Genomic DNA, 24040 nt, shown 5'->3' on the forward strand with positions numbered 1-24040 from the left:
GATCAGCCCTCGACGACCAGGACGCGGGCGTGGATCTGGTTGCGCTGCTGCAGGGCCGCCCGCAGCGCGCGGTGCAGCCCGTCCTCCAGGTAGAGGGCGCCCTGATACTCCACGACGTGCGGGAAGAGGTCGCCGTAGAACGTCGAATCCTCGGCCAGCAGCTTGTCGAGCGCCAGCTCGCGTTTCGTGGTGATCAGATCGGCCAGCCGGATCGGCCGGGGCGGAATCTCGGCCCACGCCTTGAGCGTGGTGTGGTGATCGGGGTACGGGGCACCGTCCCGGACCGCTTTGAAGATCACGTCGAGTTTCCTCCCCTCTCCCGGTCCTGGTTACCGGCTAGCCTAGCCCGGCCCATCGGCCATGATGCACTACCTCGTCTACCGGGCGATGCCCCCGCTTCAGTGACGGTGACCTCTTGTCCGGGGCGGGGTAGCCCACCGAGAGGGTTCCGATCGGGTGGAACTGCGCCGGCACCCCGAAGGCCGCCTGGAAGTCGGCCACCGTCTCGGCCGGGATGCCGAAGAAGCACGAGCCCAGCCCCTCGTCGACGGCGCTGAGGTGCATGAGCAGCGCGGCGAAGCCGGTGTCGATGTCCCAGTACGGCACCGGCCAGTGCTTCTCCGAGCGGTCCGTCCAGCCCTTGTCCGGCTGCGCGTACCGGTCGAGGTAGGCCGACTTGTTCGCGAGGCAGACGACGAGCACCGGGGCGTTGCGCATGCGGGTCAGCCAGCCTTTAGTCCTTTCAGGGGCGGCGGGCGGGGCGGTCGGATGGCAGTCGCCGCGCCACACCGGCTCGGCCTCGCCGCCGGTGGTCACCGACCAGTAGCGATCGCGGTCGGCCGGCTCGGTGAGCACCAGGAAGCCCCAGCCCTGGGAGAACCCGGCGCTCGGCGCGCGCAGGCCGTGCTTGACGATCTTGTCGACGACCTCCGGCGGGACCGGGCGGTCCGCGTCGTACGTGCGCACCATCCGCCGCCTGCGGACCACCTCGGCGAACTCCATCAGTGCCGGATCCCCCAGCTGGCCGTCCAGGGCTCGCCCGGCGCCAGGACGATCAGGTCGCGGCCGGTCCGGAACGCGTCCGGCGGGCAGGTCATCGGCTCGATCGCGACCGACCGGCGGAACCGCTCGCCGTGCAGGGTGTCGCCGGAGAAGACCTGCCAGTACTTGAACTTCTCGTCGGCCCAGACCACCACCTTCGCCGGGGAACCCGGGTCGGCGATGGAGACCTCGGTGAGCCCGGCGGCGTCGTGCTCGATGTCGGCGAACGTGGTGTCCAGCACGAGATCGCCGATCTTGCGAGGCTGGGTGAAGTCGTACTCGGTGCCGGCCACGCTCGCCGAGCCGATCGGCAGCAGCCGGCCGTCGGCCTGGATGCGGGTCTTGCCCGGGACGTGCAGCAGGATGTCGTCCACGGCGACGCCGGGCAGCTGCAGGTACGGGTGGACCGAGTAGCCCCACGGCGCGTTCGTCGGGCTGTTGTTGACCACCTCCTGCTCGCAGCGCAGGCCCTCGGCCGAGATCTGCCAGCGCGTCCGCAGGGTCAGCCACCACGGGTAGCCGACCTGGGCGGGCAGCTCGTACTGCAGGGTGATCGCGTCGGCGGCCTGCTCGACCGGCGTCCAGCGGGCCCAGTTGGCCAGGCCGTGGATCGCGTTGTGCCGGGCCGGCTCGGTCAGCGGCAGCTGGTACGACTGCCCCTCGAAGGTGTACTTGCCGTCCCGGATCCGGTTGGGCCAGGGCGCCAGGATCTGCCCGGCCGACGCGGGCGACAGCTCGTCGGCCTCGAAGCCGTCCAGCACCGGCACGTCGCCGACGGAGTAATGGCGCAGCACGCCACCGACCTCGACCACGACCGCCCGGGCGTTGCCCGCCTCGATCGACCACTGGGTTCCGGATATCGCCGGTACGACACTTGTCATGGCTCGAACACTATCGGTTCGTCACCTTTTCGGGGGCTACCCGGAGGCCGGTAACGTATCAATGCCGGGAAGGCCGCGGCCAGCCCGAGGGCCAGCCCGGCCGCCAGGAAGCCGCCGCCGGACCAGGCGACGGTCGTGCCGGTGAGGCCGGCGCTCGCGCCCGCCCGCAGGTCACCGAGCCGCGGCCCGCCGGCCACCACCACGATGAAGACGCCCTGCAGCCGGCCGCGCATCCGGTCGGGCGCGAAGGTCTGCAGCATCGACTGCCGGTAGACGGCGCTCACCAGGTCGGCCGCGCCGCCCACGGCGAGCAGCAGCACCATCAGCCACAGCTGGTGGGCCAGGCCGGAGAAGCCGATCGCCACGCCCCAGCCGACCACCGCCAGCACCAGCGCCACGCCCTGCCGCTTGACCCGGCCGATCCAGCCCGAGCCGAGGCCGGCCACCACCGAGCCGATCGCGATCGCCGCGTACAGCCAGCCGATCGCCGCGCCGCCGCCGAACCGGTCGGTCGCCACCTCGGGGAACAGCGCCCGTGGCATGGCGAACACCATGGCGATGATGTCCACCGCGAAGGAGAGCAGCAGGACCGGCTGGGTGACCAGGAACCGCAGGCCGTCGACGATGCCGCGGAGGCCGGCCGAGGGCTTCTCCTCGCCCTCGGCGTGACCGAGAGGCGGGATCGGCGGCAGCTTCCAGGTGGCCCAGAAGGAGACCGTGAACAGAGCCGCGTCGACCAGGTAGGCCACGGTCACGCCGGTGCTGGTGGTGGCCACGCCGAAGATCAGGCCGGCGGCCAGCGGGCCCAGCACTCCGCCGGCGGTGGTGGTCGTGTAGCTGAGCGTGTTCGCCGCCGGGACCAGACCGCCCGGCACGATCCGCGGGATGATCGCCTGCCGGGTCGGCGAGCTCACCGCGAAACCGGCCGACTGCAGCGCGGTCAGCGCCAGCAGCAGCCAGCCGCTGCGCACCCCGGCCAGCGCCTGGGCGAGCAGCCCGACCGTCGACAGCCAGGCCAGGACCGAGCTGGCGATCAGCAGCTTGCGCCGGTCGATCACGTCCGCCGCCGCGCCGCCCCACAGCCCGAAGATCAGCAGCGGGACCAGGGCGGCGACACCGAGCAGGCCGACCCAGCTCGAGGAGTGGGTGACCGCGTACATCTGGACCGGCACCGCCACCGAGGTGAACTGGAAGCCGAAGAACGACACCCCGTTGCCGATCCACATGCGTCGATAGGCAGGGATCCTCAGCGGGCGGGTGTCGATCATCCAGGAGGTGCGCTCGGCCTCCTCGACGACGTCCTGGCTCATGGGGCGAGCCTTTCCAAGATCCAGGACTCGTTTGCCGTACGCCGGAAGCGCAGCCGATCGTGCAGCCGGTTCGAGCGTCCCTGCCAGAACTCCACCGTCTCCGGCCGGACCCGCAGGCCACCCCAGTGCGGCGGGGCCGGCACCGGACCGTCCCCGAAGCGCTCAACCGCCGCCGCCAGCCCCGCCTCCACCGCGGCTCGGTCGGCCAGCACCCGCGACTGCGGGCTCGCCCACGCGCCCAGCTGCGAACCGCGCGGGCGGGAGGCGAAGTACTCCTCGGTCTCGGCCCGCGACACCCGCTCCACCGCCCCTGCCACGATCACCTGGCGCTGCATGGCAAACCACGGAAAAACCAGGCTTGCGTACGGGTTGGCCGCCAGTTCCGAGCCCTTCCGCGACTCGTAATTGGTGAAAAAGGTGAAGCCCCGCTCGTCGTACTCCTTGAGCAGGACGGTGCGCGCCGAGGGCCGCCCCTTCGCACTTGCGGTCGCCACGATCATCGCGTTCGGCTCGGGCAGCCCGTAGGCCGCCGCGTCCGCGAACCAGGCCGCGAACTGGCTGGTCCAGCTCCCGGCGAGGTCGTTCTCCAGCAGTTCACCACGCTCGGTGTAGTCGCGCCGCATCACCGCGGGCGAGGGGGGTTCCACGGTCACGAGCGCTCCTAAGGAAATACTTTCCGGTTCAACGACCGTAAGTCGGAGCGGGCCTTACGTCAGCTCGGAAAGGATGGGTGTCGTCCAGAGCACATCGCATCACCACCATCGGACGGGCAATATGAAGAACTCATAGCGTTTTTTCACAGGGAGACCTGTCTCAATTGAGTGCCGTGTCCGATTTCAAGCCGGGCCTCGAGGGCGTCGTCGCCTTCGAGACCGAGATCGCCGAGCCCGACCAGGCCGGCGGATCCCTGCGCTACCGCGGGGTGGACATCGAGGACCTGATCGGCCAGGTCTCCTTCGGCGACGTGTGGGGGCTGCTGGTCGACGGGAAGTTCGGCCCCGGCCTGCCGCCCGCCGAGCCGTTCCCGGTCCCGGTCCACTCCGGCGACATCCGGGTCGACGTCCAGTCCGCCGTGGCCATGCTCGCGCCCTACTGGGGGCTGCGCCAACTGCTCGACATCGACGACGAGCAGGCCCGCCGTGACCTCGCCCGGGTGTCGGTGACCGCGCTCTCGTTCGTCGCCCAGGCCGCCCGCGGCCTCGGCCTGCCGGCCGTCCCGCAGAAGGACATCGACAAGGCCGGGACGATCGTCGAGCGGTTCATGCGCCGGTGGCGCGGCGAGCCCGACCCGCGGCACGTCAAGGCGGTCGACGCGTATTTCATCTCGGCCGCCGAGCACGGGCTGAACGCGTCGACCTTCACGTGCCGGATAGCCGCCTCGGTCGGCGCCGACGTGGCCGCGTGCATCTCGGCCGGCATCGGCGCGCTCTCCGGCCCGCTGCACGGCGGCGCGCCCTCCCGGGTGCTGCACATGATCGAGGCGGTGGAGCGCAGCGGCGACGCCGAGGGGTACGTCAAGGGCGTCCTCGACCGGCACGAGCGGCTGATGGGCTTCGGTCACCGCGTCTACCAGACCGAGGACCCGCGCGCCCGGGTGCTCAAGAACATCGCCCGCGAGCTGGGCGCGTCCCGCTACGACGTGGCCGTCTCGCTCGAACGGGCGGCGCTGGCCGAGTTGCGGGCCCGCAAGCCGGACAGGGCGATCGCCACCAACGTGGATTTCTGGTCGGCGGTGGTGCTCGACTTCGCCGAGGTGCCGGCGCACATGTTCACCTCGATGTTCACCTGCGCCCGGGTGGCCGGGTGGAGCGCGCACGTGCTCGAGCAGAAGCGGCTGGGCCGCATCCTGCGCCCGAGCCTGCGCTACATCGGGCCGGGGCCGCGCAAGCCGAACGCGGTCGAGGGCTGGGAGGCGCTCGCGCATAATGGGTGACCGTGACTGAGCCAACCCGCGGCGGAAAACAAAATGACAAACCGTTGATGAGCATCGCGATCCCCGAGGACCTCAAACCGGTAGACGGCCGCTTCGGCTCCGGCCCCAGCAAGGTGCGCCCCGAGGGCGTCGAGGCGCTGTCCGCGGTGTCACGCACGTACCTGGGCACCTCGCACCGGCAGAAGACGGTGAAGAACCAGGTCGCCCGCCTGCGCCGCGGCCTGGCCGAGTTCTTCGCGCTGCCCGAGGGGTACGAGGTGATCCTCGCCAACGGCGGCACCAGCGCGTTCTGGGAGGTCGCCACCTTCGGCCTGATCCGCGACCGGGCCCAGTTCGCCGAGTTCGGCGAGTTCGGCGCCAAGTTCGCCAAGGCCGCGGCGGACGCGCCGTTCCTGGCCGACCCGACCGTGCACAAGGCGCCCGGCGGCCAGGCGGCGTTCCTCACCGCCGAGGCCGGCGTCGACGTCTACGCGTCGGTGCAGAACGAGACCTCCACCGGCGTGGCCGTGCCGGTCCGCCGGGTCGCCGGCGCCGACAAGGGCGCGCTGCTGCTCACCGACGCGACCTCGGGCGGCGGCAGCCTCGACGTCGACCTGCGCGAGACCGACGTGTACTACCTCGCCCCGCAGAAGGCGCTCGGCTCGGACGGCGGCATCTGGCTCGCGCTGATGTCCCCGGCGGCGATCGCCCGCGCGTACGAGATCAAGTCGTCGGGGCGGTACATCCCGCAGTTCCTCGACCTGGTCACGGCGATCGAGCAGTCCCGCCTCGAGCAGACGTACAACACCCCGGCGCTGGCCACCGTGTTCCTGGCGGCCGAGCAGCTGGACTGGATGAATGCGCAGGGCGGCCTCTCCTGGGCGGTCAAGCGCAGCGCGGAGAGCGCGGCGGCGATCTACGGCTGGGCCGACAAGTCGCCGTATGCGACGCCGTTCGTCACCGACCCGGCGCTGCGCTCGGCCGCGGTGGCCACCATCGACTTCGCCGAGGGCGTCGACGCGGCGGCGATCGCCAAGGTGCTGCGGGCCAACGACGTGGTGGACACCGAGCCGTACCGCAAGCTCGGCCGCAACCAGCTGCGCATCGCGCTCTACCCGACGGTCGACCCGTCGGATGTGACCGCGCTGACCGCCTGCATCGACTACGTGGTGGAGCGGCTGTCCTAGGCACGAGCGTGACCACGCACTTCAGCCCGGATGGTCGCGCTGCGGCCCCGGCCATGCAGTGAGCTCGCGCTGAGCATCGAGAGCCGCGGTTCGTGCTCTTGGTCACTCCCCCCTCGTACGATATGGGAGTTTTATGAAGTTGAATGGTCTTTGCTGTCGACGAGTTTAAGATCATCTCCCCAGGTCAGCGAACATGAGACCTCGTGAATAACGGCGCGCCTCCCCCATTGGGTTACCCGGACGCGTACCGTGTTGCAGACGGCAGGCCCACGGAATGGAGGCAACGCATGCGGCCGGTACGCTTCGTCGCCCTTTCCGAGGACGGTCAGGCCCTGGTGCTCGCCGATGAGGTCGGCCGGCTTCTGGCCCTCCCTCTCGACGACCGGGTCAACAGCGCGGTGGCCCACGAGCCGCACCTGGCCCCCTCCGGCGCGCCCATCGCCGCGTCCACTCCGGAGTCCATGGCCTCGCTGTCCCCGCGCGACATCCAGGCCCGCATCCGCTCCGGCGAGTCCGCCGAAGACGTCGCCCGCATCGCCGGCGTCCCGGTCGACCGCGTGCTGCGCTATGCCGGCCCGGTGCTGCAGGAGCGCGCCATGCTCGCCCAGCATGCGCGGCGCACCCGCCTGAAGACCTCCGACTCGGGCGCCCCGCTGGCCGAGGTGGTCGACAGCCGCCTGGCCCAGCACGGCATCGACACCGAGAAGATCTCGTGGGACGCGTTCCGCCGCGAGGACGGCACCTGGCGGATCATCGCGACCTGGCCCTCCGGCAAGGCGACCGCCCAGGCCATCTGGGATCTCGACAAGGGACGCCAGGTCGTCTCCCCGCACGACGACATGGCGCAGTACCTGTGCGCCGAGCGCCCCACCCAGATCCTCGGCCAGGAACCGGTCCCCGAGCGCACGTTCCTCGAGCAGCGCGGCGGCCACGGCCTGCCCGGGCCCGCCCGCACGACCGAGCCGGCCCGCGGCGGCCACTCGCTACCCACCCCCGAGACCACGACGCCTCGCCCGACCCGCGACCCGATCCGCTCCGGCCGCGACGCCCTGCTGGCCTCGCTCGACCGCCCGCTGGGCGGCGGCCGCGGCCTGGACGGCCCAGAGCCCCGACGCCCCGTCGCGGGCGGCGCCGCGGCCCTGCTCGGCGGCGGCTCCGGCTCGGCCTTCGACGAGGACGCCGACCTCCCCAAGGAGGTCCCGGCCGTGCCCTCGCTGGCGGTGCTGCGCCCGCGGCGCACCGTCGGCCAGTCCGGCGCCCAGTCAGGCACCGGCGAGACCGACGAGACCAAGCCCCGCAAGCGCCTCCCCAGCTGGGATGACGTCCTGTTCGGCGGAGGCCCCGCCGCCCGCGAGTCATCCTGACCCGCCTCTTCGTAGCCCTCTTCCCACCGGAGCCGGTGATCCGGTCGCTGCGCGCCGCGTTGCCGCCCGGCGCGCCCTTGACCAAGCCCTCCAAATGGCACATCACGCTGGTCTTCCTCGGCGAGGCACCGCCCGGCGAGGTGTCGGCGGTCCTTTCCGAGCTCCGCCCCGGCGCCAGTTTCTCCCTACGGCTCACCGGCGGCGGGCGCTTCGGCACCGCCGCCTGGGCAGGCGTAGCCGGCGATCTCGAAGCCCTGACGGCCTTGCAGGGCGGGATCAAGTCCCTTTTATCCGCCTCGGGGTATTTATCGGATGCACGCCCCTACCAGCCCCACCTGACCGTCTCGTATCGCGGCGACCGTGCGACAAGCACGGCGCTGGCCGCCCATGAGAGCACACCGTGGACGGTCACCGAGTTCGCACTCGTGGAAAGCCGAGACGGCAACTACGACCGGCTGCAGTCCTGGCCGCTCGCCGACCACTGACACGAACCCCCACCGCAACAATCACGCCCCCGCATCTCCGAGCGCTCGGCCGGGGTCTGGGGCAGCGCCGCAGGGTCTTCCCACAGCCGCAGCCAGCAACGCCTGCCCCGAAGACCGCATCAGCTCAACGGCGTCCGAACGGGACAACCCGGCGATATCGACCAGCCAGATCAACGACTCGATCCCGGTAGTGGCCCGAATAGCGATCGCCAACCGCCGCACATCAACCTCAGGATGCGACGACCGCAACGGCTCCAACGCATCCACGATCCAATCGATCGCCCGCCCCCGCCGCAGCACAGGCTGATCCGCTCCCGGCGACAGCGAGAGCCGCAACGAGGCCCGCAACTGCGGCTCCCAATCAAGATTGACCCGGCCGAACTCCCGCAACACCAGATCAAGCCGAGCCGAAGCATCATCGGCAGGCGCATCCGGCGGCAACAACGACCGCTGCGAGATCTCCGGATGCGCCGCCAACAGCAGCGCCCGCTGACTCGGAAAATACCGATAAGCCGTCGTACGCGAAATACGCGCCTCGGCAGCGGCTTGCTCAACCGTCGGATCCACTCCGTCGGCCAACAACCGCCGAACCGCGGCAACCAACGCCTCCCGAGTGCGCGCCTTCTGGTCACGCCGACCGGTGGCTTCATATGGTACTGCCATCACCATAATGGTACCGTAGTCCCATCTTGACGATGCAGGGAGGGCACAACCACATGGATCCCACCGAGGTAAGCCCCGACCTCTACGCGACAGTCTTCGAGAACGATCGAGTACGAGTCCTGAAATATCGGGACAAGCCGGGTGATTGCACCAAGCCGCACACCCACCCCGACTCGGTCATGGTCACCCTGTCCGCGTTCCGCCGCCGCATCTTCTCCGGCGACCGCAGCGTCGAGGTGGAGATCCCGGCCGGCGCGGTGCGCTGGGTCGGCGCCCAGGAGCACTCCGGCGAGAACATCGGCGACACCGAGACGGTCTCCATCTTCATCGAGCTCAAGGAACCCGGCCCCGCCACCGCCGAGGCGCCCCTGGGCCCGACCGCCGGCTAGCGCAGAACCAACCCGGCCGCCTGCAGCTCGCTCTCCACCCGCAGCCGCTCGAGATCCCGATCCATGCCCTCCAGCGGCTCGAGGTGCTCGCTCACCCCCAGGCACTGGCAGGCAAGACAGAGCCGCACGTCGTACGCGCTCAGCACGGCAGCCCGCCACTTCTCCGACAGCTGGGTCGGCCCGCCGCGGCGCTGCCGGCCCAGGCGGCGCAGGTCACAGGCGATCTGCTCGATCGAGGGCGTACCCAGGACGACCGGCACCGGCCCATCCGAGCGCAGCGCCCGGTCAAGCCGCCGAAGCGCCCGCCCATCACGCCGGAACCGACCCAGGACCATCTCGTCACCATTCACCACGGCCACCACGGCGCACGAAACGCACAGCAGCGTCAGCAACACCGCCGAAAGCACCACCACGTGCGCCAGGCCCACGGACAAGACGCTAGGTCGCCAATTCCCGGCCTGCTATACCCATTCGGCCGACCGGGCCTGCCAATCCACGACATTGGCGGATCCCGGACACGGGCGTCCCCCAGGTACGCTCGGGGCCCTCATGCAGCCGTCGACCGTCCTTGCCGTTCTCGCCGAGCTGGCGCCGGCCGGCGGCGACCGGGTGCTCGACGTGACCCGCGGCGGTCAGCCGCTGGCCTGGCTCGAGGACGCCGAGCGGGCTCGCCGCCGTGCCGAGATCGACCGCCTGGCTGCCCTGGACGCCCTGCACCGCGAGGAGCGGCTGCTGCGCCGCGGCTGGGGCTTCCTGGCCGGCCGGGCCGAGGCGGACGGCAAGGTTCGCAAGATCCGGGTGCCGCTGCTCAGCCAGCCGGTCCGCCTGGAACGCGGCCTCACCGGCTATCGCGTCGTCCCGGCCGGCGACCTCGAGGTCACTCCCCTGGTGACCGATCGCGACCTGGCCGCGGCCCTGGAGTCGGCGCCCGGGCTGGCCGCGCCCGGCTGGCTCGACGCGATCGGCAGCAAGGCGTGGCTGCGCTCGGCGGCCGAGGCGACCGGCCTGACCGTGGACGCGCTGGTCGAGGAGAGCAGGCACATCCCGGCCGACCGGATCGTGCTGGTCGCCCGGGCGGCGCTGTTCGTGGTGCGGGACGTCTTCGGCGGCGGCCTCCAGGACAGCCTGCGCAGCTGGGCCGGGCGCGACCTGAGCGGGACGGCGCTCGCCGCGATCTACGGCGCCGGCGCTTCCGGCGGGGATGATCAGCCGGACGACTCGCCGGTCCTCTCGCCGCTTCCGCTGACCGGGGCGCAGGCCGAGGTGGTGGCCCGGGCCCGGACGGCGCCGATCACCGTGGTCTCCGGGCCGCCGGGCAACGGCAAGAGCCACACGGTCGTGGCGGCGGCGCTCGAGGTGGTGCATCGGGGCGGGTCGGTGCTGGTGGCGACGCAGTCCCCGCACGCCGCCGAGGTGCTGGCCGGGCTGCTGGCCCGCTATCCGGGACCGACGCCGGTGCTCTTCGGCGACGCGGTGCGCCGGGAGGGCCTGGCGGCCGAGCTGACCGCGGGCGCGGCGCAAGGACCGAGCGAGCGAGACCTGCGTGCCGATCTCATGGCCGTTCAAGAAAACCACGCTTGCGTACGCCGAGAGCGCGCCGAAATCGCGGCGGCCCTCGGCCGGGAGCTCTCGGCCGAGGGCCTGCCGGCGTGGGAGCCGCGGTTGCCGGCCCTGGCCGTGGACGTGCCGGGCGCGTTCGCCGACGACTTCGACCCCGCCCGGTTGCGGCGGAAGGGCCTCGCCGGCTGGTGGGCCCGGCGCCGGCTGGGGACCCGCCGGGGCGTACCGCCGGAACGGGTGAGCGAAGCGATCGCCGCGGCCACCGCCCGCCGCGACGCCGCGCACCTGGCCGCGACCGGCGGCACCGACCTCTCGTCGCGCTGGCTCGCCCTGCACGCGGCCGAGGAGAAACTGGCCACCGCGGTCGGCACGGCCATGCGCAATGGCGCCCGCAGCGAGCAGCGCTGGGACCGCGAGGCTCGCCGCGGCGCCGCATCGCTGGCCGCGGCCCTGCGTGCGGGCCGGAACCGCCGCCGCGAACTGCTCGCCCAGCTGGACGCGCCGCCGGTGGTGCGCGCGCTGCCGCTGTGGATCGGCACGGTGGCGGACGTGGAGGACCTGCTGCCCGCCGCGCCCGGCATGTTCGACCTGGTGGTGATCGACGAGGCGTCGCACGTCGACCAGGTGCGGGCGGCGCCGGTGCTGGCCCGGGCCCGCCGCGCGCTGATCGTCGGGGACCCGCGGCAGCTGCGGTTCGTGTCGTTCGTGAGCGATCTGGACGTGGCCGGGGTGCTCGACCGGCACGGCGCGGACGAGCGGCTCGACGTGCGCCGGGTCAGCACGTACGACCTGGCCGCGGGCGCCGCGCCGGCCACCTGGCTGACCGAGCATCACCGCGGCGCGCCGCACCTGATCGGGTTCTCGGCGCGGCGCTTCTACGCGGACCGGATAGCGGTGATGACCCGTACCCCGGCGGCCGAGGCGACCGACGCGATCGACGTGGTGCAGGTGCCCTCGGCGACCCTGTCCGGCGAGGTCGACACGGTGCTGAAGGTGGTCGGCGACCTGGTCGCCGAGGGCCGCCGCGGGATCGGCGTGATCTCGCCGTTCCGAGCCCAGGCCGAGGCCCTGGAGAAGGCACTGGTGGCCGCCTACCCGGTCGAGCGGATCGAGGAGCTGGGGCTACGGGTCGGCACGGTCCACGCCTTCCAGGGCAGCGAGGCCGAGGTGGTCGTGGTGTCGCTGGGTCTGCTGCCCGGCGACCCGGCCGGCCGGCGGCGCTTCGTCACGGACCCGCACCTGTTCAACGTGATGATCACCCGAGCCCGACGCCGCCTGATCGTGGTCACCGCCCTGGAGACCGCCGACGGCCTGCTCGGCGACTACCTCACCTACGCCTCCACGGCACCGGGTCACCAGCCGGACATTTCTGATTTATCCGGAGGGTGGGTCGGTGAGCTGGCCGCCGAGCTCGAGCGGCTCGAGGTGGTCGTCCGGGTCGGTTACCGGGTCGGGCCGTGGGTCGTCGACCTCTGTGTGGACTCGGACGACCAACCCATCGGCGTCCTCTGCGGACCGCACCCCGACGGCGCCGAGGCCCACCTGGAACGGCAGCGCGCCCTGCACCAGGCCGGCTGGCGACTGATCGACGCCTTCGCCAGCCGCTGGGCCGACGACCCGCGCCGCGCCGCCCTGGAGATAGCGGCGGCGCAGCGCCCGGTCAGCGCCGCCAGCTGAGCGCCGGCTCGTCGTCCGCCTCGGCGATCTCCGTGTCTTCCGGGACCGGCGCGTCGTCCCCGGCCTCCGAGACCACCGGCGGCGTGTCGAGCACCGCGACCGCCGGCCCGTCCGCCCGGACCTCCGCCGGCGCCTGCTCGCGGTCGCGGACCCGGTGCACGATTTGCACGCTCGGCCGTGGCCGTACCCGCAGCACGATCCGATCCCCGCTCACCCGCAGCTGCCACACCAGCGCCGCCACCGCGGCCAGGAAACAGACCAGCCCGGCGCCCCAGATGCTGGACGGCACCCCGAAGTGGTCGCCCCACCAGCCGACCGCCGACGCCCCGATCGGCGTCGTCCCCAGGAAGACCAGCACGTACAGCGCCATCACCCGGCCGCGGTACTCGCCGTCGACGCCCATCTGCACCCGGTGGTTCGCGGCCTGGGCCAGGAACACCGAGAAGAACCCGGTCGGCAGCAGGATCGCCATCGCCACCAGGAAGCTGGGCGCGAACCCGACCGCGAACTCCAGCAGCCCGAACGCCAGCGCCGCCCCGAGCACCAGGTAGATCCCGGGCCGGGCCCGCCGCGCGCTGCCGGCGAGCGCGCCGCAGAGCGAGCCGACCGCGAGCATGGTGGTGAGCAGCCCGAACGAGGACGGCCCGGCGTGGAAGTCGATCTTCGCGAGGGCGGCGAGGGTGACCGGGAAGTTGAAGCCGATCATGCCGACCACCGCCATCAGGCTGATCGGCAGCAGCAGGTCGGACCGCTTGCGTACGTAGTGCAGGCCGTCCAGCACCCGGGCGTCCTTCTGGGCCACCGCGTCCTTGCGGTACAGCTCGCCGGGCCGCATCGTCAGGTAGGTGAAGACCGGCGCGATCGCCAGCACGGTCGCGATCAGGAAGACCGGCCCGGTGTTGAAGACCGCGAGCGCTATCCCGGCCAGCGCCGGCCCGCTGATCCGGGCCATGTTGAAAGTCGCCGCCGAGAGCGCGAGCGCGTTGGGCAGCAGCCGGATCTCCACCAGCTCGGAGACGAACGCCTGGCGGACCGGGGTCTCGATGGCGTTGGCGATGCCGAGCAGGCCGGCGAAGAGGAACACATGCCAGAGGCGTACGACGCCGGAGGCCACCAGGATGGCGAAGACGACCGCGGTGATCGCGAAGGCCGCGTTGGCGACGACCAGCAGGTGGCGCTTGTCATAGCGGTCGGCGAGCCGGCCGCCATAGAGGGTGAGCAGCAGGACCGGCGTGAACTGCAGGGCGGCCACCGAGCCGAGCGCCCCGGGCGAGTTCCCGGACAGGTCGAGCACCAGCCAGTCCTGGGCCGTGAACATCATCCACACCCCGACCAGCTTCACGAGCTGCCCGGTGGCGAAGATGCGGTAGTTACGAACCCGGAGGGACCGGAACGTGGTATTCAGCACTGCCCGCACTAGGCTGCGCCTCCCTTATCCGCCGTACGCGTCATCGACATGTGATGAAGCGCGGCGACCCGGAGGCGGTCAGGCGCGGGCGACCTGCTGCAAGATCTCTGCAGCCCGGACGAGCACGGCCCGATCCTCGGGCTCCAGCGCGGCCAGCTGATCGGCCAGCCACTCGTTGCGCAGCTGCTCGAACTGGGCGTAAACCGCCCGCCCCGGCTCGGTGGGCGCCAGGATGACCTGCCGACCATCGGTGGGGTGCGGGGTGCGGATCACGAGACCGCGCTCCTCCAGCTTTCCGACGATCTTGGTCATCGTCGGGGGCTGGACCCGTTCGACATCGGCGAGCTCGCGCGGGGTCAGCGCGCCGGCCAGCTGCAAGCTGGTCAGGGCGGAGAGCTGGCCGGGGGTGAGATCGCCGACTGGGCGGGTCTGCCGGACCCGCCGGTTGAGCCGCTGGATGGCCTCGCGCAGCGTCCTGGCCAGCTCGTCCGCTGCCCCTCGCTCCGTAGCCACCGGCAACTCCATCACGATTCTTAGCCTAGCTAATGAGCTTGGCTAACGACCATCGATTACGCGTATGACCGCCGTCACCGGGCCCGCGTCGGCCGGCCCGGTAGACGGCAGTCTAGATACGCCCTAGTGCATCCAGGTCTCCAGGGGACCACGGCAGAAGTACAGGACGAAGAGCGCGGCCACGCCGTACAGGATGGGGTGAATCTCGCGCGCCCGGCCGGTGGCGAGCTTCAGGACGACGTACGTGATGATCCCGGCGCCGATGCCGTTGGAGATCGAATAGGTGAACGGCATGATCGTGATCGCCAGGAACGCCGGCACCGCGATGGAGTAGTCGCTCCAGTCGATGTTCCGGACCGCGGTCATCATCAGGAAGCCGACCACCACCAGCGCGGTCGAGGCGGCCTCGAACGGCACCACCTGCACCAACGGCGACAGGAACATGGCCAGCAGGAACAGCCCGCCGGTGACCAGGTTGGCCACGCCGGTCCGGGCGCCCTCGCCGACCCCGGCCGCACTCTCGATGAACGACGTGTTGCTGGACACACTGGCCGCGCCGCCGGCCGCCGCGGCGATCGAGTCGACCAGCAGGATCTCCCGGGTCCGCGGCGGCATCCCGTTCTCGTCGAGCAGGTCGCCCTCCTGGCCGATCGCGACCATCGTGCCCATGGTGTCGAAGAAGTCGGTGATCACCAGGGTGAAGACGAACATCGCGCAGACCAGCCAGCCGGCCCGCGACCAGGAGTTGAACAGGTCGAAGTGCCCGATCAGCGACAGGTCCGGCGTGCTCACCACCTTCTCCGGCAGCTTGGGCACGTTCAGCGACCAGCCGTGCGGGTTGGTGGCCGAGGAGCCGACCTTGGCGATCGCCTCCACGATGATCGCCAGCACGGTGGTGCCCAGGATGCCGATCAGGATCGCGCCCTTCACCTTGCGGGCGAACAGCACCAACGAGAACAGCAGGCCGATCACGAAGACCATCGACGGCCAGGTCAGCAGCGTGCCGCCGAGGCCCAGTTCGACCGGCACGGTGGTGCCCGCGGCGTCCGGCACGCGGTGCACGAACCCGGCGTCGACCAGCCCAATGATCATCAGGAAGAGACCGATGCCGACCCCGATCGCGGTCTTGAGCTGGGTCGGCACCGCCCGGAAGACCAACGTGCGCAGCCCGGTCAGCACCAGGATGCCCATCAGGATGCCCTCGATCACCACGAGGCCCATCGCGTCGGCCCACGTCATGTCGGGCGCGATCTCGTACGCGACCAGCGCGTTCAGGCCGAGCCCGGCGGCCAGCGCGAGCGGGAACCGGGCCAGCACGCCCATCAGAATGGTCAGCACCCCGGCCACCAGGGCGGTGCCGGCGGCGAGCGCGGCAATCGGCAGCTTCTTGTTGTCGCCGTCCACCGCCGAGCCGAGAATCAGCGGGTTCAGCACGACGATGTAGGCCATCGTGAAGAAGGTGGCGAAACCGCCGCGGACCTCGCGCGCGAGGTGCGATCCGCGCGCAGATATCTCGAAATATCGGTCGAAAGCGCTGCGTACGCCCGCATTGGTGGCGGTCGTCGGCATGCCGGCCCTCCGGAAGATCGAAGAAACTGTATTGCGCGCATGCTTTCAGATGCGATGAGCTGCGCAAAGCCTGCTGTGCCGCCGGCCGGCGCCTGGTCCTCCGGACGGCGCGGAGAACCCGAGGCCCTTCGGGCCTACCGACGATCGTCAGGGACGTAGGCTGTCGGGTGTGACTCAGCCGAAGCCCCGGGTCGAACCGCTCGACCCGCCGATGGTCCCGTTCGCGATCGCCGGCCTGGCCGCGTTCGCGGTCGCCGGCGCGATCGTCTGGCTGGCGAACGGGCCGGAAAGTTGGCTGCAGACCTGCGTCGCCGGCTTCCTGGTCGGCATACCGGGCCTGATCACGATGATCGTGCACGACCGGAACCGCCGCCGGCGGCGGTCGATCACCCACGCGGCCTTCAGAGAAAACTAGTCCGGCACCGAGGACTAGCTGTGGCCGTAGTCCTCGGCCGGCTCCTCGTCCTCGACCGAGCCGTGGCCGCGGCTCACCGCGACCGACTCGACCTCACTGTCGTCATACACCGTCGGCAGCTCGTCGACCGGCTGCTCGGCGGCGCCCAGCAGGGCCTCGGAATGCGCACCGCAGCCGTGGTCGGCGCTGACCGCCTTGCCGTCGTCGGGGGCGTACAGGTTTCCGCAGACGCCGAACATCGCGCGCAGCGAGCCGGCCAGCGGGAGGTAGAAGCCGCACGTGCCGCAGCGGGCGTTGCGCGGGGCGGCCGTGGAGATCGCCGCCTCGGGGCCGGAGTCGCCGTCATACCAGCGCTGGGCGGTGTCGATGCGGCCCTCGCGGGACATCACCCGGGACCGGCCGAGGCCGAGCTCCCAGCTGACCTCCTCCACGGCGGAGTCGTCGCTCAGCACGTACCCCTGGGTCAGGCGGTCGTCGTCGGGCGCGGTCGGCATGAGATCGCCCACGCCGAGGTCGCCGGGCTGGAGCCGCTCATTCCACGGGACCCAGCTCGGGGCGAGCAGCGCGTCGGGGCCGGGCAGCAGCACCGTCTCGCAGACCGTGACGTGCCGGCTGCGCGGGACCCGGGTCACCGTGACCGCCCACCGCCAGCCCCGATAGCCCGCGAGGTGACTCTCGAAGAAGTGGGTCACGACCCGGTCGCCCTCGGCCACCGCCTCGAGGTGCTCCCCGATGTCGGCCGGGTCAACCTCGGTGATCGCACCACGAGCCACCCCGACGGCATCGGCACAAACCTGGTCGAGGCGGGGGGCGCGCGCGGTGGTCCTGGTCGTCACGTATCCATTGTCCCCTACCGGGACAGGTGAGCCGCAGCGACTCCCCCGAATTGGACGGCTCCAGGGCCTGTGCCGAAGTGGGAGCCGGAGCGAGGCGAGGCCCAGGCGTCGTCTGGGCCACGCCGCAGCCCGGCTCCCACTTCGGCACAGGCCCTACGAGACGATAGTCGCGGGCATCAGTCAGGATGGTTTCCATGCCGCTGCTTCCCACAATTGGACGCACCGTCGGCACCGGGATCAAGGCCGCCCGCCTGATGGTGCGCGGCTCGGTGCGCGGCGGAGTCTGGGCGACCCGGCGGGTCGGCAGCGCGCGGGCCCGGGGCGCCGCCAACGAGATCGGCATGATCCGCCTCTTCGACCTGCACGCGATCTCCTGCGCCGGCGACACGCTCATCGCCATCGGCCTGGCCGGCACGATCTTCTTCAACGTCCCGCTCGGCGAGGCGCGCAGCAAGGTCGCGCTCTACCTGCTCATCACGATGGTCCCGTTCGCGCTGCTGGCGCCGGTCGTCGGCCCGCTGCTCGACCACTTCCGGCACGGCCGGCGCTACGCGCTCGCGGTCACCATGCTGGGCCGGGCCTTCCTGGCCTACGTGATCTCCGATCACCTCTTCGGCTGGGGACTTTATCCGGCGGCCTTCGGGGTGCTGGCGCTTTCCCGGGCGTACGGAGTGGCCCGCTCCGCCGCCGTGCCGCGCCTGCTGCCGGAGGGGGTCGGCCTCTCCCAGGTCGGCGCCCGGGCCAGCGTCTACGGCACCTTCGCCGGCGCCATCGTCGCCCCGCTCGGCCTGCTCGCCTTCAAGATCGGTCCGCAGTGGCCGCTGCGGGTGGCGACGATCATCTTCGTGGTCGGCATGGTCATCTCGCTGCGCCTGCCGCCCCGCGCCGACTCCGACCCGCCCGAGGCGGTGCCCCGGCCGTGGCGGACGGCAATGGGCCTGGGCCGCGACGGCGACCGGCCGCTCTCCGGCAAGCTGGTGGTCGCCACCCTGATCGGGAGCGCCTGCCTCCGCCTGCTCTACGGCTTCCTGCTGCTGTTCCTGGCCTTCGTCACGGCCGCCCACCAGCTCGACACCACGCTGCTCGGCCGGGACGTCGGCCAGAAGGGCGCAGTCGGCGTGATCGGCGGCGCGCTCGCGGTCGGCACGTTCCTCTCCACCGCCGTCGGCACCCGGCTGCGCATCCGCCGCCCGCTCGTCCTCCAGTCGACCGGACTGATCATCACGGCCGGCGTCGCGGTGCTCTCCGCGATCTTCTACAGCCTCACCATGCTGGCCCTGCTCGCCCTGGTCACCGCCATCTTCAGCGGCATCTCCAAGCTGGCCATCGACGCGAGCATCCAGGAGCGCGTGCCGGAACGCCTGCGGGCCAGCGCCTTCGCCCACTCCGAGACAGTCCTGATGGTCGCCTGGGTGGCCGGCGGCGCGCTCGGCATCATCCCGATCCCGGGCCGCCTGGGCGTCGCCGTGGCCGCCGCGCTGGCGGTGGCCATGGCCGGCCGCGCCACCTGGGTGGCCGCCCGCCTGCGTAGTGAGCATCTCAGCGGCCGGGCCGACCACCCGACCGAGGCCGACGCCGCCGAGCCGGCCGCCGCCCCGAAGCCCGCCGAGCCGACGGACCCCTGGCCCGACGCGCCGACCGTGCCGGTCCGAAACCGCCCCAACCCGCCCGTCTCCGGCGGCACCCGCACCGCGGCCCGCCCCGCCGACCGCACCACGGCCCGCCCCGCCGAAGCCCAGCCGCCCGACCGCCCGACCGCCCGGCCCGCCGAAGCCCGGCCGGCCGACCGCACCACGCCCCGGCCCACCGACCCCACGCGCGCCGCCTCCGCCGACCGCACCCGAATTGACCCTGCCCCCATTCCCGACATTTCTGGAATGGGGGATAAGAAGGCGCGCCGCTGGGGTTTCGGCAAGCGCAAGGAGGCGCCCCAACCGCCGCCCGCGCCGCGATCCGCCACTCCCCCGCCGCGGCCCGCAGCGGAGCCGGAGCCCGCGCAACCCGACGCCGCCCTGGCCCCACCCGGTTATCACGTCTACCGGCCCACCTCGGCCGATCGCCCGGACGGCGGCGGCGACGTGTTCGACTTCGACGGCGACGACCGCTGATGGCGTATCCCCTGCTGGTGGTCACCGCGGTGGCCGCCGAGGCGGAGGCAGTCCGCGCCGGGGCCGACCCCGATCAGGTGGTCGTCGAGCCGGTGGGTGTCGGTCCCGCGGCCGCCGCGGCCGGAACCGCGAGGCTGCTGGCCACCGGGCGCTATCGGGCGGTGATCAGCGCCGGGATCGCCGGGGGCTTCGTCGGCCGGGCGCCGGTGGGGGCAACCGTGCTCGGCGCCCGCAGCATCGCCGCCGACCTCGGCGCCGAGTCACCCGGCGGCTTCCTGCCGATCGAGGAGCTGGGCTTCGGGACCAGCCGGGTCACCGCCGACCCCGTGCTGCTCAAGGCCCTCGCCGCCGCCCTGCCCGACGCGATCACCGGCGACGTGCTGACCCTCGCCACGGTCACCGGCACGGCCGCCACCGCCGACGCCTTGGCCGCCCGCTTCCCGCGGGCGGTCGCCGAGGCGATGGAGGGCTTCGGGGTCGCCACCGCGGCCGCCGGGCTGCCCTTCGCCGAGCTGCGCGCGATCTCCAACCCGATCGGTCCGCGGGACCGGGCGGCCTGGCGGCTCAAGGACGCCTTCGCCGCGTTGTCCACAGCCTCCGCCGCCCTGTGGACAGCCTGTGGATAAGTTCACCGTGTGGGATGGTAGACAGCCGTCGTGACCCTCGGGCCCGCAGTGACAGGTCTACCTTGAACCCCGTGGCCCTTTCCCTCGCGGCGTCGCCGTGCCCCAACGACACCTTCGTCTTTCACGCCCTCGTGCACGGTCTCATCCCCGGCGCGCCGGAGGTCGACCTGACCTTCGCGGATGTCGACGTCACCAACGCGGCGGCCGAGCGCGGCGAGTTCGACCTGGTCAAGGTGAGCTACGCGGCGCTGCCCTGGCTGCTCGACGACTACGACCTGCTGCCCACCGGCGGCGCGCTCGGCCGCGGCTGCGGGCCGCTGGTGCTGGCACGCGACGCCGGGCAGGAGCTGACCGGCGCGACGGTGGCGGTCCCCGGTGACCGCACCACGGCGTACCTGCTGTTCCGCCTCTGGGCCGCCGACCAGCCGGCCAAGATCGAGGTCGTCCCGTTCCACGAGATCATGCCGGGCGTCGCCGCCGGCCGCTTCGATGTCGGCCTGGTGATCCACGAGGCGCGCTTCACCTACCAGCGGCACGGCCTGGTCTCGCTGGCCGACCTCGGCGAGTGGTGGGAGGCGGAGACCAAGCTGCCGATCCCACTCGGCGCGATCCTGGCCAAGAAGGGCTCGGTCGACCCGGCCGAGGCCACCGAGTGGATCCGCAATTCGGTGAGCATGGCCTGGGCGAACCCGGACGCCAGCCGCGACTTCATCCTCGCCAACGCGCAGGAGATGGAGCCCGAGGTGATCCAGCAGCACATCGATCTCTATGTGAACGAATTCACCCTGGATCTGGGCCGAGACGGACTCGCCGCCGCCGACGCCCTGTTGCAGCGTGCGGCGGCGGCGGGTCTGACGCCTCAGGTAAAGCCCTTTATCTAGATTTCGAACTCGCGCGCGACGGCGTGGACGACCTGGGCAATCGTCTGCGCCGTCTTCTTGTCCGGGTAACGACCCCGGGACAGGCCCGGCTGCACCTGCTGCTCGAGCACCTTGATCATGTCCTCGATCATGCTGTGCAGCTGGTCGGCCGGACGCCGGCGCAGCTCCGCGAGGGACGGCGGCGCATCGATCAGCTTGACGCCCATGGCCTGAGACCCCTTGCGACTGTCCACGACGCCGAACTCGATCCGCTGACCGGATTTCAGTTCGGCGACGCCGGCCGGCAAGGCGCCCTTGGGCAGGAACACGTCGCCGCCCTCATCGCTGGTGACGAACCCGAATCCCTTCGTCGCGTCGTACCACTTCACTCGACCCGTGGGCACCGCAAGACCTCAACTTCACTCAATGGAAACAACCGCTCACCGCAAGGCTACTGAAGCCGCGGGCAAGTACCCAACTGGAATCTCGTGAAGGGGCGGCGGAACCCGAGGGCCCTAGAACTTGTCGGCCGAGATGTAGGTGAGGCGCTCGACGGGCAGCGGGAAAACCTGGTCGTCACCGAACGGCGACGGCGCGCCGACCCGGTCGGACAAGAGCTCCGACACGGCGTGCGGGCCGTGATCCGGACCCGGCTTCGCCACCTGAACCGCGGCGCTTCCCGGCTTCTTGTTCTCTGCGGCCACGAATGTCCCCTTCAGTGTCACTACCCGTACGGCTGAGTGGTCCGGAGATCCCCGGACACCTCAATATCGTCCCACGGCGGCTAATTTTGAGAACGATGGCCACCACATTCGCCGATCAGCTGCGCGCGCTCACGGACGAGGCGCTGGGCGCGCTCGTCCAACTGCGCCCCGACCTCGTCGTGCCCCTGCCCGCCGACATCTCCGCGCTGGCCGTGCGGGCCCAGTCCCGCGGCTCGGTCGCGCGCTGCCTGGACGGGCTGGACGAGTTCACCCTGCGCATTCTCGACGCGGCCCGGCTCAGCCGCTCCGCGGAGACGGCGCTGACCTCGGTGGATGCCATTCTGAAGCTGGCCGGCGGGGTGGCCGCCGACGACGTACGGGTCGCGATCGACCGGCTCCGGGTGCGCTTCCTGCTGCACGGCACCGAGGAGGCGCTGCAGGTGGCCGGCGCGGTCGACGAGGTGACCTCGCCGTACCCGGCGGGGCTGGGCCGCCCGGCCGACTATCTCGACCCGCAGACCGCCGTCCTGGTCGCCGACCGGGCCCGGCTGCGCCGCACGGTGCTGTCCGCGCCGCCGGCCGCCCGGGCCGTGCTCGACCGGCTCGCCGCCGGGCCGCCGATCGGGGCGCTGGGCCGGGACACCATGGCCGAGCCGGTGCGCTGGCTGGTCGAGCAGCACGTGCTGGTGCCGGTCGGCGAGGCCGGCCGGGCGCCCCGGCCGGATGGCGAGCTGGTCGAGCTGCCCCGCGAGGTGGGCATGCTGCTGCGGCGGGAGACCGGGCCGCTGGGCCCGCTGCGGCCGTTCCCACCGCTGCCCGAGGGCGGCCGGCGTGACCCGAAATCGGTCGACTCGGCCGGCGCGGGCCAGGTGATGGAGGCGGTGCGCAGCGCCGAGGCACTGCTCGAGGCGCTCGCCGCCGAGCCGGCCCCGGTGCTGCGGGCCGGCGGCCTGGGCGTCCGCGACCTGCGCCGGCTGGCCCGGGCGGCCGGCCTCGACGAGGCGCCCGCCGCCCTGCTGCTGGAGGTCATCTACGCGGCCGGGCTGTTCGGCGAGGCGGACGCGCACGGCTCCTCCCGGTCGGTGACGGTGAGCCGGGCCGGCGCCCCGGCCGACGAGATCTTCCTGCCCACCGGCGCGTACGACCTGTGGCGGGCGCTCAGCATCGCCCAGCGCTGGCACACGCTGGCCCGCGCCTGGCTGTCGATGACCCGCCAGCCGGGCCTGGTCGGCAGCCGGGACGAACGCGACCGCCCGATCAACGCGCTCGCCCCCGAGGCGGAGCGGGCCGCCGCGCCGCAGGCCCGGCGGGAGGCGCTGCTCGTGCTCGCCGATCTGGCTCCGGGCGCCGCGCCGGGCGCCGACGAGGTGCTCGAGCTGCTGGCCTGGCAGACGCCGCGGCGCGCCCGGGGCCGGGAGGCGGCGCACCGGGACGCCCTGGCCGGCGCCGCCCACCTCGGCGTCACCGCGATCGGCGCGCTCACCTCGTACGCAAGGCTGGTTTTGGAGGATCCGGACGAGAGCGACGAGGCCGACCCGCTCGGGGTACGCGCCTCGGCGACCCAGCAGAGCGGCGACTCCGTCCGCACCCTGGACGCGCTGCTGCCGGCCCCGGTCGATCACGTCCTGGTGCAGGCCGACCTGTCGGTGGTGGTGCCCGGGCCGCCCGAGCCCGAGCTCGCCGCCGAGCTGGACGTGGTGGCCGAGCCCGAGTCGGCCGGCGGGGCGAGCGTGTTCCGGGTGACCGCGGCCAGCGTTCGCCGGGCGCTGGATGTCGGGTATACCGCGGCCGACCTGCACGCGCTGTTCAAGCGGCGCTCGCGCACGCCGGTGCCGCAGACGCTCGCCTACATGATCGACGACGCGGCCCGGCGGCACGGCGGCCTGCGTACCGGCTCGGCCGGCTCCTACCTGCGCAGCGATGACGAGACGCTGATCGCCGAGGTGCTGGCCGACAAGCGGCTGGCCCCGCTGGCGCTGCGCCAGATCGCGCCGACCGTGCTGGTCAGCCCGGCGCAGACGGCCCGGCTGCTGGCCCAGCTGCGCGATGCCGGTTTCGCCCCGGTGGCCGAGGATGCGGGCGGCGCGGCCGTGCTGTCCCGCCCCAAGGTTCGGCGTGCTCCGACCCGTACCTCCCTGGCGGCGCGACTGCACGACCAGGCCGGGCCCCCGGTCCTGGCCGGACCACGGCTGGCCGGGGTGGTCGAGCAGATCCGCCGGGGCGACATCGCCACCCGCGCCGCACGGCGCGCCCCGGTCACCGTGCGGGCCGCGAACGGGCCGGGCGCCTCCGTTCAGCGGCATGGCGAGGCAATGGCGGTGCTGCAGCAGGCGGTACGCGAGAAGGCCCGGGTCTGGGTCGGCTACGTCGACTCGCACGGCGCGACGCTCTCCCGGCTGGTCCGGGCGGTCTCGCTGAGCGCCGGCTACCTGCGCGCCGAGGACGAACGCACCGAGACGTTGCACACCTTCGCCCTGCACCGGATCACCGCGGCGGTGCCTGAGGACGAGTGAGTGGCACACTGGAGGGTCG

At 72.2% G+C, this 24040-nt stretch carries 24 protein-coding genes; 11 read left to right on the plus strand and 13 right to left on the minus strand.

Features of this window, described 5'->3' with window-relative positions; all coding sequences use genetic code 11:
• Positions 1 to 2: 2 nt before the first annotated feature.
• Genes IH26_RS0135600 through pdxH form a run of 5 tightly spaced genes read right to left on the minus strand, consistent with a single transcriptional unit; the run spans position 3 to position 3885 of the window.
• Entirely contained in the window at positions 3 to 299 is a 297-nt protein-coding gene (locus tag IH26_RS0135600; protein ID WP_014687530.1) for a type II toxin-antitoxin system VapB family antitoxin, read from the minus strand.
• A gap of 37 nt (positions 300 to 336) precedes the next feature.
• Positions 337 to 1002: a nitroreductase family protein gene (locus tag IH26_RS0135605; protein WP_030440669.1), complete on the minus strand. Its 666-nt coding sequence runs from the start codon at positions 1000 to 1002 to the stop codon at positions 337 to 339.
• Positions 1002 to 1922 carry an aldose 1-epimerase family protein gene (locus tag IH26_RS0135610; protein WP_030440670.1) on the minus strand — a complete coding sequence of 307 codons (921 nt, stop codon included), beginning with the start codon at positions 1920 to 1922 and terminating at the stop codon, positions 1002 to 1004. The genes IH26_RS0135605 and IH26_RS0135610 overlap by 1 nt, the downstream gene beginning before the upstream one ends.
• Positions 1919 to 3232, minus strand: a complete 1314-nt coding sequence (locus tag IH26_RS0135615) for an MFS transporter (RefSeq protein ID WP_030440671.1) — start codon at positions 3230 to 3232, stop codon at positions 1919 to 1921. Before IH26_RS0135615 ends, IH26_RS0135610 begins: the two co-directional genes overlap by 4 nt.
• Entirely contained in the window at positions 3229 to 3885 is a 657-nt protein-coding gene (gene pdxH, locus IH26_RS0135620) for a pyridoxamine 5'-phosphate oxidase (protein WP_157437555.1), read from the minus strand. The genes IH26_RS0135615 and pdxH overlap by 4 nt, the downstream gene beginning before the upstream one ends.
• A gap of 173 nt (positions 3886 to 4058) precedes the next feature.
• Here pdxH and IH26_RS0135625 point away from each other — a divergent pair, with 173 nt between their 5' ends.
• From IH26_RS0135625 to thpR, 4 genes are all read left to right on the plus strand, one after another.
• On the plus strand, positions 4059 to 5165 hold the full coding sequence (locus IH26_RS0135625) for a citrate synthase 2 (RefSeq protein ID WP_030440673.1): 1107 nt from the start codon (positions 4059 to 4061) through the stop codon (positions 5163 to 5165).
• Between the two features lie 47 nt (positions 5166 to 5212).
• Positions 5213 to 6331: a phosphoserine transaminase gene (serC, locus tag IH26_RS0135630; protein ID WP_030440674.1), complete on the plus strand. Its 1119-nt coding sequence runs from the start codon at positions 5213 to 5215 to the stop codon at positions 6329 to 6331.
• A 287-nt stretch (positions 6332 to 6618) separates the two neighbouring features.
• Positions 6619 to 7695 (plus strand): septation protein SepH, encoded by a 1077-nt coding sequence (sepH, locus tag IH26_RS0135635; protein WP_030440675.1) that lies wholly within the window; start codon positions 6619 to 6621, stop codon positions 7693 to 7695.
• Entirely contained in the window at positions 7692 to 8180 is a 489-nt protein-coding gene (gene thpR, locus IH26_RS0135640; protein ID WP_281179823.1) for an RNA 2',3'-cyclic phosphodiesterase, read from the plus strand. Before sepH ends, thpR begins: the two co-directional genes overlap by 4 nt.
• 21 nt (positions 8181 to 8201) lie before the next feature.
• On the opposite strand, the gene IH26_RS0135645 is transcribed toward thpR, so the two are convergent.
• Positions 8202 to 8843: a TetR/AcrR family transcriptional regulator gene (locus tag IH26_RS0135645; protein ID WP_051809166.1), complete on the minus strand. Its 642-nt coding sequence runs from the start codon at positions 8841 to 8843 to the stop codon at positions 8202 to 8204.
• A gap of 53 nt (positions 8844 to 8896) precedes the next feature.
• Here IH26_RS0135645 and IH26_RS0135650 point away from each other — a divergent pair, with 53 nt between their 5' ends.
• Positions 8897 to 9232, plus strand: a complete 336-nt coding sequence (locus IH26_RS0135650; RefSeq protein ID WP_157437556.1) for a cupin domain-containing protein — start codon at positions 8897 to 8899, stop codon at positions 9230 to 9232.
• On the opposite strand, the gene IH26_RS0135655 is transcribed toward IH26_RS0135650, so the two are convergent.
• The gene (locus IH26_RS0135655; RefSeq protein ID WP_245665806.1) at positions 9229 to 9660 is read right to left on the minus strand and encodes a hypothetical protein; all 432 of its coding nucleotides are present in this window, start codon (positions 9658 to 9660) and stop codon (positions 9229 to 9231) included. The genes IH26_RS0135650 and IH26_RS0135655 overlap by 4 nt on opposite strands.
• A 121-nt stretch (positions 9661 to 9781) precedes the next feature.
• On the opposite strand from IH26_RS0135655, the gene IH26_RS0135660 reads away from it, so the two are divergent.
• Positions 9782 to 12469: a DEAD/DEAH box helicase gene (locus IH26_RS0135660; protein ID WP_030440680.1), complete on the plus strand. Its 2688-nt coding sequence runs from the start codon at positions 9782 to 9784 to the stop codon at positions 12467 to 12469.
• Here IH26_RS0135660 and IH26_RS0135665 read toward each other — a convergent pair.
• From IH26_RS0135665 to IH26_RS0135675, 3 genes are all read right to left on the minus strand, one after another.
• Positions 12453 to 13886: an MFS transporter gene (locus IH26_RS0135665; RefSeq protein ID WP_084599357.1), complete on the minus strand. Its 1434-nt coding sequence runs from the start codon at positions 13884 to 13886 to the stop codon at positions 12453 to 12455. The two genes, IH26_RS0135660 and IH26_RS0135665, sit on opposite strands and share 17 nt — an antisense overlap.
• A gap of 69 nt (positions 13887 to 13955) precedes the next feature.
• Positions 13956 to 14402, minus strand: coding sequence for a MarR family winged helix-turn-helix transcriptional regulator (locus IH26_RS0135670; RefSeq protein WP_051809141.1), 447 nt, complete (start codon positions 14400 to 14402; stop codon positions 13956 to 13958).
• A gap of 111 nt (positions 14403 to 14513) precedes the next feature.
• Positions 14514 to 15959, minus strand: a complete 1446-nt coding sequence (locus IH26_RS0135675) for an NCS2 family permease (RefSeq protein ID WP_030440683.1) — start codon at positions 15957 to 15959, stop codon at positions 14514 to 14516.
• A gap of 211 nt (positions 15960 to 16170) precedes the next feature.
• Between IH26_RS0135675 and IH26_RS0135680 the strand changes: the two genes are divergently transcribed.
• The gene (locus IH26_RS0135680; protein WP_211268818.1) at positions 16171 to 16374 is read left to right on the plus strand and encodes a DUF2530 domain-containing protein; all 204 of its coding nucleotides are present in this window, start codon (positions 16171 to 16173) and stop codon (positions 16372 to 16374) included.
• A 14-nt stretch (positions 16375 to 16388) separates the two neighbouring features.
• Here IH26_RS0135680 and IH26_RS0135685 read toward each other — a convergent pair whose 3' ends face one another.
• Positions 16389 to 17261: a DUF3027 domain-containing protein gene (locus IH26_RS0135685; RefSeq protein ID WP_051809143.1), complete on the minus strand. Its 873-nt coding sequence runs from the start codon at positions 17259 to 17261 to the stop codon at positions 16389 to 16391.
• A gap of 143 nt (positions 17262 to 17404) precedes the next feature.
• Here IH26_RS0135685 and IH26_RS54400 point away from each other — a divergent pair, with 143 nt between their 5' ends.
• Genes IH26_RS54400 through IH26_RS0135700 form a run of 3 tightly spaced genes read left to right on the plus strand, consistent with a single transcriptional unit; the run spans position 17405 to position 20825 of the window.
• Positions 17405 to 19318 (plus strand): MFS transporter, encoded by a 1914-nt coding sequence (locus IH26_RS54400; protein ID WP_034216682.1) that lies wholly within the window; start codon positions 17405 to 17407, stop codon positions 19316 to 19318.
• A complete protein-coding gene (locus tag IH26_RS0135695; protein WP_030440687.1) occupies positions 19318 to 19944 on the plus strand; it encodes a futalosine hydrolase in 627 nt (208 codons plus the stop codon). The genes IH26_RS54400 and IH26_RS0135695 overlap by 1 nt, the downstream gene beginning before the upstream one ends.
• Before the next feature lie 14 nt (positions 19945 to 19958).
• On the plus strand, positions 19959 to 20825 hold the full coding sequence (locus IH26_RS0135700) for a 1,4-dihydroxy-6-naphtoate synthase (protein WP_425394424.1): 867 nt from the start codon (positions 19959 to 19961) through the stop codon (positions 20823 to 20825).
• On the opposite strand, the gene IH26_RS0135705 is transcribed toward IH26_RS0135700, so the two are convergent.
• Positions 20822 to 21208 carry a cold-shock protein gene (locus IH26_RS0135705; protein WP_030440689.1) on the minus strand — a complete coding sequence of 129 codons (387 nt, stop codon included), beginning with the start codon at positions 21206 to 21208 and terminating at the stop codon, positions 20822 to 20824. The two genes, IH26_RS0135700 and IH26_RS0135705, sit on opposite strands and share 4 nt — an antisense overlap.
• A gap of 111 nt (positions 21209 to 21319) precedes the next feature.
• Positions 21320 to 21508 carry a hypothetical protein gene (locus tag IH26_RS0135710; protein ID WP_030440690.1) on the minus strand — a complete coding sequence of 63 codons (189 nt, stop codon included), beginning with the start codon at positions 21506 to 21508 and terminating at the stop codon, positions 21320 to 21322.
• A gap of 95 nt (positions 21509 to 21603) precedes the next feature.
• On the opposite strand from IH26_RS0135710, the gene IH26_RS0135720 reads away from it, so the two are divergent.
• Positions 21604 to 24021 carry a helicase-associated domain-containing protein gene (locus IH26_RS0135720; protein ID WP_030440756.1) on the plus strand — a complete coding sequence of 806 codons (2418 nt, stop codon included), beginning with the start codon at positions 21604 to 21606 and terminating at the stop codon, positions 24019 to 24021.
• Positions 24022 to 24040: the final 19 nt, after the last annotated feature.

This window comes from Actinoplanes subtropicus, from assembly GCF_000721705.1.
GTDB classification, from domain to species: Bacteria; Actinomycetota; Actinomycetes; order Mycobacteriales; family Micromonosporaceae; genus Actinoplanes; species Actinoplanes subtropicus.